Annotated in this window: 14 protein-coding genes; 8 read left to right on the forward strand and 6 right to left on the reverse strand. The window is 61.0% G+C overall.

Translation table 11 applies throughout. The features are described from left to right. Positions 1–31 precede the first annotated feature (31 nt). Complete coding sequence (locus LG409_RS11525; RefSeq protein WP_186299151.1) at positions 32–631, reverse strand: anthranilate synthase component II; 600 nt, start codon at positions 629–631, stop codon at positions 32–34. Between the two features lie 236 nt (positions 632–867). Here LG409_RS11525 and LG409_RS11530 point away from each other — a divergent pair, with 236 nt between their 5' ends. After that, positions 868–1785: a metal ABC transporter solute-binding protein, Zn/Mn family gene (locus tag LG409_RS11530; protein ID WP_227406706.1), complete on the forward strand. Its 918-nt coding sequence runs from the start codon at positions 868–870 to the stop codon at positions 1783–1785. Between the two features lie 3 nt (positions 1786–1788). On the opposite strand, the gene LG409_RS11535 is transcribed toward LG409_RS11530, so the two are convergent. Continuing rightward, positions 1789–2466 (reverse strand): phosphoglycolate phosphatase, encoded by a 678-nt coding sequence (locus tag LG409_RS11535; RefSeq protein WP_039180995.1) that lies wholly within the window; start codon positions 2464–2466, stop codon positions 1789–1791. 125 nt (positions 2467–2591) lie between these two features. On the opposite strand from LG409_RS11535, the gene LG409_RS11540 reads away from it, so the two are divergent. Further along, the gene (locus LG409_RS11540; RefSeq protein WP_227406707.1) at positions 2592–3890 is read left to right on the forward strand and encodes an NAD(P)/FAD-dependent oxidoreductase; all 1299 of its coding nucleotides are present in this window, start codon (positions 2592–2594) and stop codon (positions 3888–3890) included. 13 nt (positions 3891–3903) lie between these two features. Here LG409_RS11540 and rpe read toward each other — a convergent pair whose 3' ends face one another. Next, a complete protein-coding gene (gene rpe / locus LG409_RS11545) occupies positions 3904–4602 on the reverse strand; it encodes a ribulose-phosphate 3-epimerase (protein WP_227406708.1) in 699 nt (232 codons plus the stop codon). Positions 4603–4829: 227 nt separating this feature from the next. Between rpe and cysP the strand changes: the two genes are divergently transcribed. From cysP to LG409_RS11570, 5 genes are all read left to right on the forward strand, one after another. Next, on the forward strand, positions 4830–5882 hold the full coding sequence (gene cysP / locus LG409_RS11550) for a thiosulfate ABC transporter substrate-binding protein CysP (RefSeq protein WP_319799321.1): 1053 nt from the start codon (positions 4830–4832) through the stop codon (positions 5880–5882). Positions 5883–5891: 9 nt separating this feature from the next. Next, positions 5892–6746: a sulfate ABC transporter permease subunit CysT gene (cysT, locus tag LG409_RS11555; RefSeq protein ID WP_016914399.1), complete on the forward strand. Its 855-nt coding sequence runs from the start codon at positions 5892–5894 to the stop codon at positions 6744–6746. Further along, the gene (gene cysW / locus LG409_RS11560; protein ID WP_016914400.1) at positions 6746–7573 is read left to right on the forward strand and encodes a sulfate ABC transporter permease subunit CysW; all 828 of its coding nucleotides are present in this window, start codon (positions 6746–6748) and stop codon (positions 7571–7573) included. The genes cysT and cysW overlap by 1 nt, the downstream gene beginning before the upstream one ends. Continuing rightward, the gene (locus tag LG409_RS11565) at positions 7570–8664 is read left to right on the forward strand and encodes a sulfate/molybdate ABC transporter ATP-binding protein (protein ID WP_039181007.1); all 1095 of its coding nucleotides are present in this window, start codon (positions 7570–7572) and stop codon (positions 8662–8664) included. Before cysW ends, LG409_RS11565 begins: the two co-directional genes overlap by 4 nt. Before the next feature lie 157 nt (positions 8665–8821). Continuing rightward, complete coding sequence (locus tag LG409_RS11570) at positions 8822–9415, forward strand: YajG family lipoprotein (protein WP_016914402.1); 594 nt, start codon at positions 8822–8824, stop codon at positions 9413–9415. Between the two features lie 11 nt (positions 9416–9426). Here LG409_RS11570 and LG409_RS11575 read toward each other — a convergent pair whose 3' ends face one another. The 3 genes from LG409_RS11575 to LG409_RS11585 form a co-directional block, all read right to left on the reverse strand. Then, positions 9427–10059 carry a thiopurine S-methyltransferase gene (locus LG409_RS11575; RefSeq protein WP_039181010.1) on the reverse strand — a complete coding sequence of 211 codons (633 nt, stop codon included), beginning with the start codon at positions 10057–10059 and terminating at the stop codon, positions 9427–9429. A 46-nt stretch (positions 10060–10105) separates the two neighbouring features. Further along, a complete protein-coding gene (locus LG409_RS11580; protein WP_039181012.1) occupies positions 10106–10741 on the reverse strand; it encodes a TIGR04211 family SH3 domain-containing protein in 636 nt (211 codons plus the stop codon). 83 nt (positions 10742–10824) lie between these two features. Next, complete coding sequence (locus LG409_RS11585; RefSeq protein WP_009100748.1) at positions 10825–11154, reverse strand: DUF1820 family protein; 330 nt, start codon at positions 11152–11154, stop codon at positions 10825–10827. 208 nt (positions 11155–11362) lie between these two features. Here LG409_RS11585 and LG409_RS11590 point away from each other — a divergent pair, with 208 nt between their 5' ends. Further along, positions 11363–12586 carry an ATP-grasp domain-containing protein gene (locus LG409_RS11590; protein WP_144983771.1) on the forward strand — a complete coding sequence of 408 codons (1224 nt, stop codon included), beginning with the start codon at positions 11363–11365 and terminating at the stop codon, positions 12584–12586. Positions 12587–12614: the final 28 nt, after the last annotated feature.

The following is a 12614-nucleotide window of genomic DNA, read 5'->3' on the forward strand; positions in this document are numbered from 1 at the left end:
GATAAGCCCCTAAAGCGTATGAATTTGGCGATCAGCCGCGTCGCAAGAAATTGGCCAATAACGCATGGCCCTGGCGCGTGAGTATCGACTCCGGATGAAACTGCACGCCCTCGACGTCCAGGGTACGGTGACGAAACCCCATGATGAGCCCCGGCGTCACGTCACTCTCTGCGGTCCAGGCGGTGACTTCCAGGCAGTCGGGCAAGCTGTGCTGGTCGACCACCAGCGAGTGGTAGCGCGTGACTTCCAGCGGATTTTCCAGACCGTCAAACACCCCGGCTCCACCATGTACCACCGCAGACGTCTTGCCGTGCATCACCTGAGGAGCGCGCACCACCTTACCACCGTATACCTGCCCGATGGCCTGATGACCCAGACAAACCCCCAGAATGGGCAGTCGGCCCGCGAAGTGTTCGATGGCAGCCAGCGAGACGCCCGCCTCATTCGGGGTACATGGCCCCGGCGAAATCACCAGATGGGTAGGCGCCAGCGCTTCCATTTGCGCCAACGTGATCTCATCGTTGCGGTAGGTCATCACATCGGCATTCAGCTCCCCCAGGTACTGGACGATGTTGAAGGTGAAGCTATCGTAATTATCGACCATCAATACCCGTTGCATTGCCTTCGCCATCGTCCCACTTACTCCATGACACCCATAGAACTACGTGCCTGGCATGATACCCCAACCAAAGGCCTACTTGCAGTGGCTACCGGTGACTAATGCCAGGGCGACAGGACACCCCTGCCACTCGCTGAATAGGCGGGGCAGCGTTCATCGACTACCCTGCATAGGAAGTGGCCGACACTGGCAACACTGCCCAACACTCTTTATGATCTGCTGTTTTTTTAACGGGTTAGGAGCGTGACATGGATAGGCGATTCCCTGGGACGATCACGCTGTTGCTCTTGGCACTGCTTGCTGCCCCTCCCGCCTTCGCGACCGCCACCATCAACGTGATTGCATCGTTCTCGATCATCGAGGACCTGGTGAAACGCGTGGCAGGCAGTGACGTGCGCATCGTGACCATCGTACCGCCCGGTGAGGATGTTCACCGCTGGGAACTGACGCCCCCCAACGTGCTGGCCCTGGAAGAGGCCGATATCGTGTTTTACAACGGCTATGGCCTGGAGCCCTGGCTGCGCCATGTACAGGCCATGGCGGATGACACACTGACACTGACTGCTCTGGCGGAAAACGCGGCCATGTCACCGCTGACCATTCCCATGGGCCAGTACAAGGGCAACCCCGACCCGCATATGTGGATGGACCCCAAGGGCGCTGCCGCCTACCTCGATGTGATTGCCGAGACGCTGAGCGAACGCTACCCGAGCAAGGCCGACGCCTTCCAGCAACGCGCCGTTGAAGCCAGGGAAGCCCTGCTGGCGCTGGACCAGCAGGTGCGAGAGCGTCTGCAGGGCATCCCGCAGACCAACCGCACCCTCATCACCAGCGAAGCCTCGATGGGCTACTTTGCCCGCGCCTACGAGTTCGAGTACAGCGCCATCTGGGGCCTCAATAGCGAAACCCAGGGCAGCGCATCGGCCATGGAGACCATGAGCAAGCACCTCACCGAGCAGCGTCCGCCTGCGCTCTTTTATGAAAGCACGGTGCCCGACATTCACATGGACGCCTTGGCGAGAGAGTCAGGCCTGGCCCTGGCAGGCCCGCTCTACATCGATACGCTCAGCGAGGCCGATGGCCCTGCCTACAATTACCCTGCCCTGCTGCTGCACAACGCCGAGCTGCTTCATGAGGCGCTGGGGGGCGCCCGCGCCGATCACTGACGCCTAAGCGTCAGAGCCGATCAGCTCAGCCAAGGACTCGATCAGCACATCTGGCTGGCTCTGTTCGATGGGGTCGCCATGATTGTAGCCGTAAGGCAGCGCCACCGTGGCAAAACCCGCCGCTTTGCCGGCCTCGATATCGTGGCGTGAGTCTCCGACCATCACGCAGGCACTCGGCGCAACGTCCAACAAACGTGCGATATGTAGCAGCGGTGCGGGGCTGGGCTTTTTCTCTGGCAGCGAGTCGCCACCCACGCAGTGGGCAAACAGCGCCAGCAGTTCGAAATGCTCCAGAATGGGCGCAATGAAGCGCTCGGGCTTGTTGGTAATGAGTGCCAGCGTGAAGCCTGCGTCATGCAACTGCTGCAGCGCTTGCGCCACGTGCGGGTACAGCACGGTGCGTGCGTTGGGCGCCGCCGCATAATGGCGCATGAACGCCGCCAGCGCAGCCTCGACAAGCCCCGGCTCCGGCGCTGACGAAGTCGCCCAACTGAGTGCGCGCTCCACCAACACCTGTGCACCGTTGCCTACCCAGTGGCGCACCTGCTGCTCATCGGGCAGCGGCAGCGCCATCTCCCGCATGGATTGCTGTACGGCCACGGCCAGGTCGGGCACGGAATCGATCAAGGTGCCATCGAGGTCGAAGGCGATCAGTTGCTTCTGCTGCAGAATGGTATGCACACGGGCTCCTTGGTCATGGCACTGGACGCGATAATCTCGATCAATTTTATCATCTTATCGGCCTGCGATTACCCATACCGCGTGGAAGCTTCTATGCTGAGGCTATATTAGCCAAGGAGAGAGTAATGGCCACTCCCCGAATCGTGATTGTGGGCGGCGGCGCCGGAGGCCTGGCCCTCGCCACCAAGCTGGGGCACACGCTGGGCAAGAAAAAACGCGCCGAGATCGTGCTGCTGGACCGTAACGCTACCCATGTCTGGAAACCGCTGCTCCATGAGCTGGCTACCGGCGTGTTGAACTCGAGCATGGACGAAGTGGACTATCGTGGCCACTCCACCGCCCATCACTATCGCTACCAGCGGGGCTCGCTGAGCGGGCTGGATCGTGAACAGAAGGTGATTCACCTGGCGGCCATCGTCGATGAAGAGGGCGAAGAAGTGCTGCCCGCTCGGCAGATCACCTATGACTACCTGGTGCTGGCACTGGGCAGCGTTTCCAACGACTTTGGCACTCAGGGCGTGGCCGAGCATTGCCACTTCATCGATTCGCCCCAACAGGCCAAGGCGTTCCAACGGGACATGATCAACACCTTCCTGCGTTACACCGACCCATCGCTGCGCCAACATACCCAGCTCACCATCGGTATCGTCGGCGGTGGCGCCACAGGGGTAGAGCTGTCGGCGGAGCTGCTGGATGCCTCACGTCTGTTGAACGCCTACGGGGTGACGGCGGTGGACCACCAATCCATCAGCGTACACTTGATCGAGGCCGCGCCGCGCCTGCTGCCGGGCTTGTCCGAACGCATCAGCGGCACTGTACAGCAGGAGCTGGAAAGCCTTGGCGTCACCGTGCACGTCAACACGGCCATTCAGGAAGCGAAGGAGTATCATCTGGTCACCAATGATGGCGAAGTCATCGATACCGACCTGAACGTCTGGGCCGCGGGCATCAAGGCGCCCGAGTTCCTCAGCGAGCAGGGGCTCACTACCAACAAGCGCCATCAGGTCGCCGTGCACCAAACCCTGCAAAGCGTCGATGACCCTGCCATTTTTGCCCTGGGCGACTGCGCCAGCTGCCCACAAGGCGAGGATGCCACCGTGCCGCCCCGCGCCCAGGCCGCCCATCAGCAGGCCAAGGTACTGGCGAAGAACCTGATCAATTGCCTGGAACAGAAACCCCTGGCCGCGTTTCACTACCGTGACCACGGCTCACTGGTATCGCTGGCACGCTACGATGCGGTGGGCAACCTGATGCGCAGCTCCGCTTCTCGCGGGCTGTTTCTGGAGGGCTGGCTGGCGCGCCAGGCGTATGCTTCCTTGTATCGTATGCATCAGCTGTCGATACATGGCGCGCCAAAGACGGGTCTTGCCTGGCTGGTAGATAAACTGAACCGCTACCTCAAGCCACGCATGAAGTTACATTGAGCGCCTGCCTCGATCAGCGGACGCTGGCCAACGCAGCTCGCATCTGCTGAATGACGCTATCGTATCCGTGGGGGTCGCTGGCTTGGTGCGCATTGAAAATGGCCGAGCCAGCCACGAACGTATCGGCACCGGCAGCGGCAATCTCGGCGATGTTATCCACCTTGACGCCCCCATCGATCTCGAGGCGGATCGGCAAGCCCGAAGCATCGATCCGCGCCCGCGCCTCGCGCAGCTTGTCGAGGGTCGTCGGGATGAACGACTGCCCACCAAAGCCCGGGTTGACGCTCATCAACAGCACCATATCCACTTTGTCCATCACGTAATCGAGATAGGAAAGCGGCGTTGCCGGGTTGAAAACCAGCCCGGCCTTGCAGCCGCCATCGCGGATCAGCTGCAAAGAGCGATCGATATGCTCGGAGGCTTCGGGATGAAAGGTGATGTAGCTCGCGCCCACGTCGATGAAATCACCGATCATGCGATCCACCGGCTTGACCATCAGGTGCACATCGATGGGCGCGGTCACGCCATGCTGGCGCAGCGCCTTGCAGACCATTGGGCCAATGGTCAGGTTGGGCACGTAGTGGTTGTCCATGACATCGAAGTGCACCACGTCTGCACCGGCGGCCAGAACGTTGTCTACCTCTTCCCCCAAACGGGCGAAGTTGGCCGACAAAATGGAAGGGGCAATCAAGAAATCCTGGGCAGTGCTCATCATGGGGTCCTTAGCGCGGATTAACGGTATCGCGCTATCTTACCAGAGCGCTGCGCCCAGCCCCACGCAAGGATGGTGCCCTTGAGCGGTATGAAAGGCATGCATCATTGCCTAACCTTCCTCATATATTCACAAATAGAATATAAAACACAATTGTAATTCCACAATGACAGGTTTAACCTTAGCACCATCGCGACTATGTCGCCCCCTGCTATCAGGAGCCTGCCATGACACGCCATACTCAACTTCGCACCAGCCTGCTTCGTAATGGACTGCGCCGCAGCCTGCTCGCCGCTGCCGTCGGCACCGCCGTTGCCGGCATGACGCTCTCCACCAGCGCCGTGGCCCAGGAGCGTGAGCTGCTCAACTCTTCCTACGATATCGCCCGTGAGCTTTTTTCGGCCATCAACCCTGAGTTCCAAGCCTGGTGGCAGGAAGAGCACGGCGAAGAGATCGGCATCAGCCAGTCTCACGGCGGCTCCTCGGCTCAGGCACGGGCCATTCTGCAGGGTCTGCGCGCCGATGTAGTGACCTATAACCAGGTCACCGACGTTCAAGCGCTGGCGGATGCAGGCCTGGTCGCGGAAGATTGGCAGCAGGCGTTCGACAATAATGCGTCACCCTACTACTCCACCACCGCGTTCCTGGTGCGCAAGGGCAACCCCAAGGGCATCGAGAGCTGGGACGACCTGGTACAGGAAGACGTCCGCATGGTCTTCCCGAATCCGAAAACCTCCGGCAATGGCCGCTACACCTATTTGGCCGCCTGGGGCTTCGCCGATCAGGCTTTCGACGGTGACGACGAGCAGATTCAGGACTTCATGCGCACCTTCCTGCGCAACGTCGCGGTATTTGACACCGGCGGTCGTGGTGCCACCACCAGCTTCATCGAACGCGGCATTGGCGATGTGCTGATCAGCTTCGAGTCCGAAGTCAACAATATCCGTACCGAATACGGCAGCGACGATTATGAAGTGATCGTGCCGCCGGTCAGCATCCTGGCCGAATTCCCGGTCGCCGTGGTCGGCCCCAACGCCGAGCGCAACGGCAACAGCGATCTGGCCCAGAGCTACCTCGAGTACCTCTACAGCGAAGAGGCTCAGCGCCTGCTGGCGGGCTTCAACTACCGTGTGCATAACGAGACCGTCGTGGCCGAGTTTGCCGACCAGTTCCCCGAGACCGAGCTGCTTCAGGTCGAAGACGTGTTTGGTAGCTGGGAAGAAGCCATGGAAGCCCATTTCGAAGGCGGCGCACTGCTCGATCAACTGCAACGTCGTTAACGGAGCCCCATGAGCCAACTTGCATTCTGGCGATCCGGCAGCACACGCGTGCTGCCGGGTTTTGGCCTTTCCATGGGTATCAGCGTGCTGTTTATCTCGCTGGTACTGCTGCTGCCCATCACCGGGCTGTTTGGCCAACTGGCGGGGCTCAGCCTCAGCGAGTACTGGGCCATCATCACCGATGGCCGCGTGGTGGCCAGCTACACCGTGACCATTGGCGCTGCCGCCGTGGCCGCGCTGGTCAACGCCGTTTTCGGGCTGCTGCTGGCCTGGGTGCTGGTGCGCTACGAGTTCCCCGGCAAGCGTCTGCTGGATGCGCTGATGGACCTGCCCTTCGCCCTGCCCACGGCGGTGGCGGGCATTACCCTGGCCACCTTGTATGCCGGCAATGGCTGGATGGGCCGCCTGCTCGAACCGCTGGGCTTTCAGGTCGCCTATACCTGGGTCGGCATTGCCCTGGCCATGGCTTTCACCAGTATTCCTTTCGTGGTGCGCACCGTGCAGCCGGTACTCGAAGACCTGCCCGCCGAGATCGATGAAGCCGCCATGTCGCTGGGTGCTACCGACAGCGTGGCATTTCGCCGGGTGATCATGCCCCACCTGTGGCCAGCGCTGGTCACCGGTACGGGGCTGGCGTTCGTGCGCTCGTTAGGCGAGTTCGGGGCGATCATCTTCATCGCGGGCAACATGCCCTACGAAACGGAGATCACGGCATTGATGATCTTCGTTCGGCTTCAGGAGTACGACTACGCAGGCGCTTCGGCCATCGCCTCGGTGGTGCTGTTCGTGTCGCTGGCACTGCTGCTGGTCATCAACATCTGGCAGGGGCGCTTCGTGCGCCGCTTGCATGGAGGAAAAGGCTAATGCATCGCGTAGGGGATGCGCCGCTGGTGCGGCGCGTACTTATTGTCAGCGCCCTGCTGCTGTCGGCGCTGTTTCTGCTGCTGCCGCTGGTCGCCATTTTTGCTCAGGCCTTTTCTCAGGGCGTGGCGGTGTTCTGGGCCAACGTGACCAATACCTTCACCCTCCACGCCATCGGCCTGACGCTGGTCATCGCGCTGATGACCATTCCGGTCTGCCTGGTCTTTGGCGTCGCGCTGGCCTGGCTGGTGACCCGCTTCAGCTTCCCCGGCCGCCGCATTCTGCAAACCCTGATCGACATACCCTTTGCCGTTTCGCCAGTCGTGGCCGGTTTGATCTACCTGCTGCTCTACGGCCGCAATGGCTGGATCGGCAGCTGGCTGGACACCCATGACATTCAGCTCATGTTTGCCTGGCCCGGCATTCTGATGGTCACCATCTTCGTCACCTGCCCCTTCGTCGCTCGTGAACTGATTCCATTGATGCAGGCCCAGGGCTCCCGCGAAGAGGAAGCCGCCGTGACCCTGGGCGCCTCAGGCTGGACCACGTTCTGGCGCGTGACACTACCCAACATCCGTTGGGCACTGCTGTACGGCATCATCCTCACCAATGCTCGCGCGGTAGGTGAATTCGGCGCGGTCTCCGTGGTCTCAGGGGCTATTCGCGGGCAGACCAATACGCTGCCCTTGCACCTCGAACAGCTCTATCAGGATTACAACGCCGTGGGGGCATTTGCCAGCGCGGCCTTGCTGGCGCTGATTGCCCTGTTAACCCTTGCGGCCAAGGCAGGCCTGGAATGGCGCGCATCGCGCCGGGAGGCACTCGTATGAGTATTCGCTTAGAGAATATTGCCAAGCATTTTGCCAATACCCAGGCCCTCGAACCCATCGACCTGGACATTCATGAGGGCGAGCTGGTCGGCCTGCTGGGCCCCTCCGGGTCGGGCAAGACGACCCTGCTGCGTATCATTGCAGGGCTGGAGAGCGCTGACCGCACGCCAACGCCCGGTAAAATTCTGTTTGGCGATCGCGATGTCACCCATGTGCACGTGCGTGACCGGCGCATCGGTTTTGTATTTCAGCACTATGCGCTGTTTCGCCATATGAGCGTCTACGACAACGTGGCCTTTGGCCTGACCGTAATGCCGCGCAAGCGTCGCCCCTCCAGCGGCGAGATTCGTGCACGAGTATTTCGGCTGCTGGAAATGGTTCAGCTCCAGCATTTGGCCAACCGCCTGCCTGCGCAGCTCTCGGGCGGCCAGCAGCAGCGTGTGTCGCTGGCCAGGGCACTGGCCGTAGAACCCGACGTGCTGCTGCTGGACGAGCCCTTCGGCGCGCTGGACGCCAAGGTACGTCAGGACCTTCGCCGCTGGCTGCGTCGCCTTCATGATGAGCTGAACTTCACCAGCGTATTCGTGACCCACGACCAGGAAGAGGCGCTGGAGCTTTCGGATCGCGTCGTGGTGATGAGCAATGGCCGTATCGAACAGATCGACACGCCGGAAACCCTCTACCGCTCGCCGAAGAACCGCTTTGTGTTCGAATTCCTCGGTGACGTGAACCACCTGGAGGGCAGCGTGCAGCAAGGTGTGCTGACCTGCGGAGATGCGCGCCTGCAGGTAGACCTGCCAGACGGTGACGAAGAGCTGCTGTTGCGCCCCCACGAAGTGCGCCTGGCTGAAGCACCCAGCCCGGAAAGCCACCTGCCTGTCACGGTCACCGCGCTTTCCCCTGTGGGGGCCGAAGTACGGGTCGAGCTGGAGGCGGACTGGCTTGCCAAGCCCTGGCTGGCCACCGTGCGTCATGCCGACTTCGAACGGCTGAACCTGCAGCGCGGCCAGCGGCTGTTTGCGCATCCGCGCCAGTGGCATCGCTTCAAGGAAGACACCGCACCCCAGCCGCAGCCTAGCCGGGTCACGTAAGCCGCTGGCCTCGCCTGTCGCAGCAGGGCTATACTGTACCGACCCTGGACAGCAATGCCTTGTTACGACAGGCTTTTACTATCCAGGCAAGTGACTACCCAATCAGGTTACTATCCAAGCAAGTTACGCCCCAAACAAGTAGAGTGTGGAGAGTTGTATGCGTCGGCGTCATTTTTTACGTATTTCCGGTGCGCTGTTGGCCACCGCCCTGCTGGCCGGCTGCGCCAGCCCCCAGTTCCTGCAGCTGAACCCTTCCCGCACGGCCAACGTGCCGCAGGTAGGCTCCGGGCAGCAGGTGACCGTGGTGGCCGTGGATGCCCGGCCCAGTGAAGTCATTGGCACACGGGCAGGCGGCAGCATGTCGACGGCGCAAATCACCGTCAACCGACATGAATTGATTCCGAAACTTCAGGCCGAAGCAGAGCGTGCGGTGCGCGACATGGGCTTCAACCCCACCCGGGAAACCGCCCAAGGCCGCCCCACTCTGACGCTGGAACTCGCCAGCCTGGCCTACCTGCGGGGCGATAGCGGCCAGCCGCTCATCGACGAGGCCCGTATCGAGGGTGTCTTCCGCGCCATTGCGCAGCATCAGGGCACGACCTACACCGGCACCTATACCTCACGCCGTACGCAGGGCTACGCCATCAAACCTGGTGAAGACAGCAATACCCGCATGCTGAACGACCTGTTGAGCGATGGTTTGAACCGCGCCTTCAGCGACCCGGAACTGGGCCGCCTGCTGGCGCGCTGACCTGGGTCAATTCACACGCGAGGGCCGCGCCGCTCCAGTGCCCAAAGGCTCTCGCGACGGCCACGCTCATCGGCAGGCTCCGTAGAGAGCCGATCAACGCGAAAGTTGGGCGCCAGCAGGCGCTCTATTTCGTGGTCGGGCACGTTGAAGGGCGGCCCTGCTTCGCCTTCCTGATGGGTCAGCGCGACGAGCAATCCCTTGGCACCAGGCGGTATCAGCTGTGCCAGGTGGAACGCATAGCGCTCACGAGTGGCGGGTGGCAGGGCAATCAACGCCGCCCGGTCATAGAAGGCCCCGACTTCGGCAGCCTGTTTGATATGCAGATGAAAGAAGTCCCCGCACCAAAGCTCGACACTCCCCTGACGAAACACCTCGAAACCTGACTGGCGGTAGCGTGAAACGCCCTCTTCCCGCTGGGCCAGAAACTGCTCGATGGCTTCCGGGGCCAGCTCGACGCCCAGCACCGGATGCCCCTGCTCGGCCAGCCAGCGCATATCCAGGCTCTTGCCGCACAGCGGCACCAAGACCTTGGCGCCCTCCTCCACCCCCAGCTCGGGCCAGTACTGCGGCAGCGCGGCGTGCGTTGCCGCCAAATGAAAGCCAATGCGCCCTTCCTGCCAGCGCAACCGCCAGGGGTTGTCCATGGTACTTACCTCGTCAGGCCGTGATGGATGATGACCAGCAAGACGCTTAGAACCAGCGGTCACGTTTCTTGCGGCGACGCGGCAGGTGCGGCACGACCAGCCCCACCAGCAGGCCTGCACCGGCCACACCCCCGCCGTACATGAAGTAGCGCATCAACAGATCCTCTTCCTGGGTATCCAGGCGGGCCTGCAGCGCACGCACCTGACGGCGAGCCTGCTCGGACTGGGCGTCCAGTTCGTGATTACGCGCTTCCAGCTCGGCAATGCGCTGCTCACGGACATCCAGGGTTTCCGTCATCGAAGAGACCCGCTGCTCCCAGGTATCGTTGATGCCGTCAAGCTCCTGGGTCAGCTCTTCCACCTGCGCCTGAAGCTCAGGCAACTGCTGACGAGCACTGGGCGTTTGCTGCAGTTCGCTGCTCAGCACCCACACGGTATCGCCGCTGTTGCTGCGCACTCGGGTGTAGTTCCCGCTGGTTTCCAGTACGTCTACCTGCTCACCCGCATTCAGCGTTCCCACAATGCGATAGCCATCCGTGGGCCCACTGCGCACATAGGTGCTCAGCTCGTCACTGACCCAGGCTTGGCTATCGGATTGAGCAAACGCTGAATGACCACTGGCACTCAACAGCACGCCCATGGCGGCGGCGTAACAATTCCTGCGAAATTTCTCTACTTGCATGACGTCATGTCCTGATCATAAAAACGCAGCTGACCGACGAAGCCAGCCTGCGTATCGCTATAGCGTTGCGCGTTCTTGGGCGCTTACCCTTCCCCCCTGGGCGGTAACGGGAAGGGACGAGGAAACTCTGCGACGCGAGCATCACTTTTCACTGCCTTCAAGGGGCCTTCACGCTCTACTTCGTCAATGCGCACAATGGCATTGAGCGGCAGGTAGCTGCGCTTGACGCCTTCGAAGGTACGCTGCAGTTTTTCCGCTCCTGGATCCACCACGACTCGCGACGCATCGTCAAAGACAAACTCCTCGACTTCAATAAAGCCCCAGAGTTCGCTCTGAAAGATCTCTCTTACGTATAAATCCCAAATTTCACCCTGCTGGTGAACCACCACACGGTAGATCGGCTTGGCCGCCATCTTGGCCTGTTCCTCTTGACGCTTGAACGTATCCAACAACGGGGTAGCCTACCACACTCACAGGGCAGCCCCTTAGCAGACATCATCAATGCCCACTAATTCCCTCCCGCCCTTCAGTGGGTGCTAATTAGCCCCGGGTCGCTTGGGTCGTGTATGGTGAGGTGAGTGGTTGGCACGATCATTCATCTACCCAACAGGAGTCACCACCATGCAGAAGGATCCCAACAAGGGCTATATCGCCCTCCTCGGCTGGAGCCTCAATGCAATCGAAGCGGCCGAGCAATTCGACCGGCGCTACATCGTGGTTGCCCCCGACTGGGCAGAAGAGCACTGCCAGAAACACGACATCCCCTACGTTCCCTGGAACTTCGAGCGCCTCAACGATCGCTCCATGGAGATTGCCGAGACCCTCAAGGAAAAAGGCGTGGATGTCGCCATCCCGCTGTTCGAGGAGACCGTCGAATGGGCCGGTGCCATCAACTCCGTGCTGCTCGACAACCCCCGTCTTTACGGCCAGTCCCTGCTCCTGCGTGACAAGGCGCTGATGAAGCGGCGAGCCCAACTGGGCGGAATCCGCGTGGGCATTTTCGAAGAGGCCCACGACAGAGACGATGTCATCCGTTTTCTGAAGCGGGTCAACCAGACCCTGCTCAAGCTGGACGGCGACCCCAACGATCCAATCCACCTGAAGGCGTTCGACAAGGCGGGCTGCCTGGGGCACCGCGTCATCCGCACCCCGGACGAGGTGGATACCATTCCGGACGAAGAGTTTCCCGTGCTGATGGAGTCGCACCTCGATGGCTGGGAATTTGCCGTGGAAGCGTGGATTCACGACGGCAAGATCGCCTTCCTGAACATTTCGGAATACGTCACGCTGGGCTATTCGGTGTTCGTTCCCGCCTCGCCGGAGCTCGAGCAGTATCGCCAGCAGATCACCGCCCAGATCGAAAAACTGATCAAGGCCTTCGATATCGAGTTTGGCCTGATCCATCCGGAGTATTTCGTCACCAGCGATGGCGAGATGTACTTTGGTGAAGTCGCCTATCGTCCGCCAGGATTCAAGGTGTTCGAACTCCTTGAGCGCGTCTATGGTTTCAACGCCTATCAAGCGTCGATGCTGGTCTTCGACCCCAAAGCCACGGCAGAAGAAGTGGCCGAGTTCTTTCCCAAGGAGATCGTCGATGCCAACGGGTTTGCGGGCTGCTTTGGCGTCTATCCACGCCGCCGCGTGGTCAGCCGCCTGGAGATACCCGAAGAGACCGAAGATCATGACTACTTCGAGTCCCATGAGCTGACCCCACCCGTCGAAGAGACCGTCACCAAGCGCACCGCGTTTGGCACCCACTGGGGGCTGGTCTATTTCAAAGGTGACGATGCTCATACGCTTCGCGACCTGCTCAAACGCCAGGAAGCACTCGACTTCTATGTTTAACTCTCCCCCTTGCCGGGATAAGGAGTCA

It is taken from the genome of Halomonas sp. NyZ770 (assembly GCF_020616575.1).
Lineage (GTDB): Bacteria > Pseudomonadota > Gammaproteobacteria > Pseudomonadales > Halomonadaceae > Vreelandella > Vreelandella hamiltonii.

Coding starts and splice junctions, on each gene's coding strand:
- rpe (WP_227406708.1), bottom strand. CDS start 4,602: ATGAGCACTGCCCAGGATTTCTTGATTGCCCCTTCCATTTTGTCGGCC.
- cysP (WP_319799321.1), top strand. CDS start 4,830: ATGACACGCCATACTCAACTTCGCACCAGCCTGCTTCGTAATGGACTG.
- LG409_RS11575 (WP_039181010.1), bottom strand. CDS start 10,059: ATGGACAACCCCTGGCGGTTGCGCTGGCAGGAAGGGCGCATTGGCTTT.
- cysW (WP_016914400.1), top strand. CDS start 6,746: ATGCATCGCGTAGGGGATGCGCCGCTGGTGCGGCGCGTACTTATTGTC.
- LG409_RS11540 (WP_227406707.1), top strand. CDS start 2,592: ATGGCCACTCCCCGAATCGTGATTGTGGGCGGCGGCGCCGGAGGCCTG.
- LG409_RS11565 (WP_039181007.1), top strand. CDS start 7,570: ATGAGTATTCGCTTAGAGAATATTGCCAAGCATTTTGCCAATACCCAG.
- cysT (WP_016914399.1), top strand. CDS start 5,892: ATGAGCCAACTTGCATTCTGGCGATCCGGCAGCACACGCGTGCTGCCG.
- LG409_RS11590 (WP_144983771.1), top strand. CDS start 11,363: ATGCAGAAGGATCCCAACAAGGGCTATATCGCCCTCCTCGGCTGGAGC.
- LG409_RS11580 (WP_039181012.1), bottom strand. CDS start 10,741: ATGCAAGTAGAGAAATTTCGCAGGAATTGTTACGCCGCCGCCATGGGC.
- LG409_RS11585 (WP_009100748.1), bottom strand. CDS start 11,154: ATGGCGGCCAAGCCGATCTACCGTGTGGTGGTTCACCAGCAGGGTGAA.
- LG409_RS11530 (WP_227406706.1), top strand. CDS start 868: ATGGATAGGCGATTCCCTGGGACGATCACGCTGTTGCTCTTGGCACTG.
- LG409_RS11525 (WP_186299151.1), bottom strand. CDS start 631: ATGGCGAAGGCAATGCAACGGGTATTGATGGTCGATAATTACGATAGC.
- LG409_RS11570 (WP_016914402.1), top strand. CDS start 8,822: ATGCGTCGGCGTCATTTTTTACGTATTTCCGGTGCGCTGTTGGCCACC.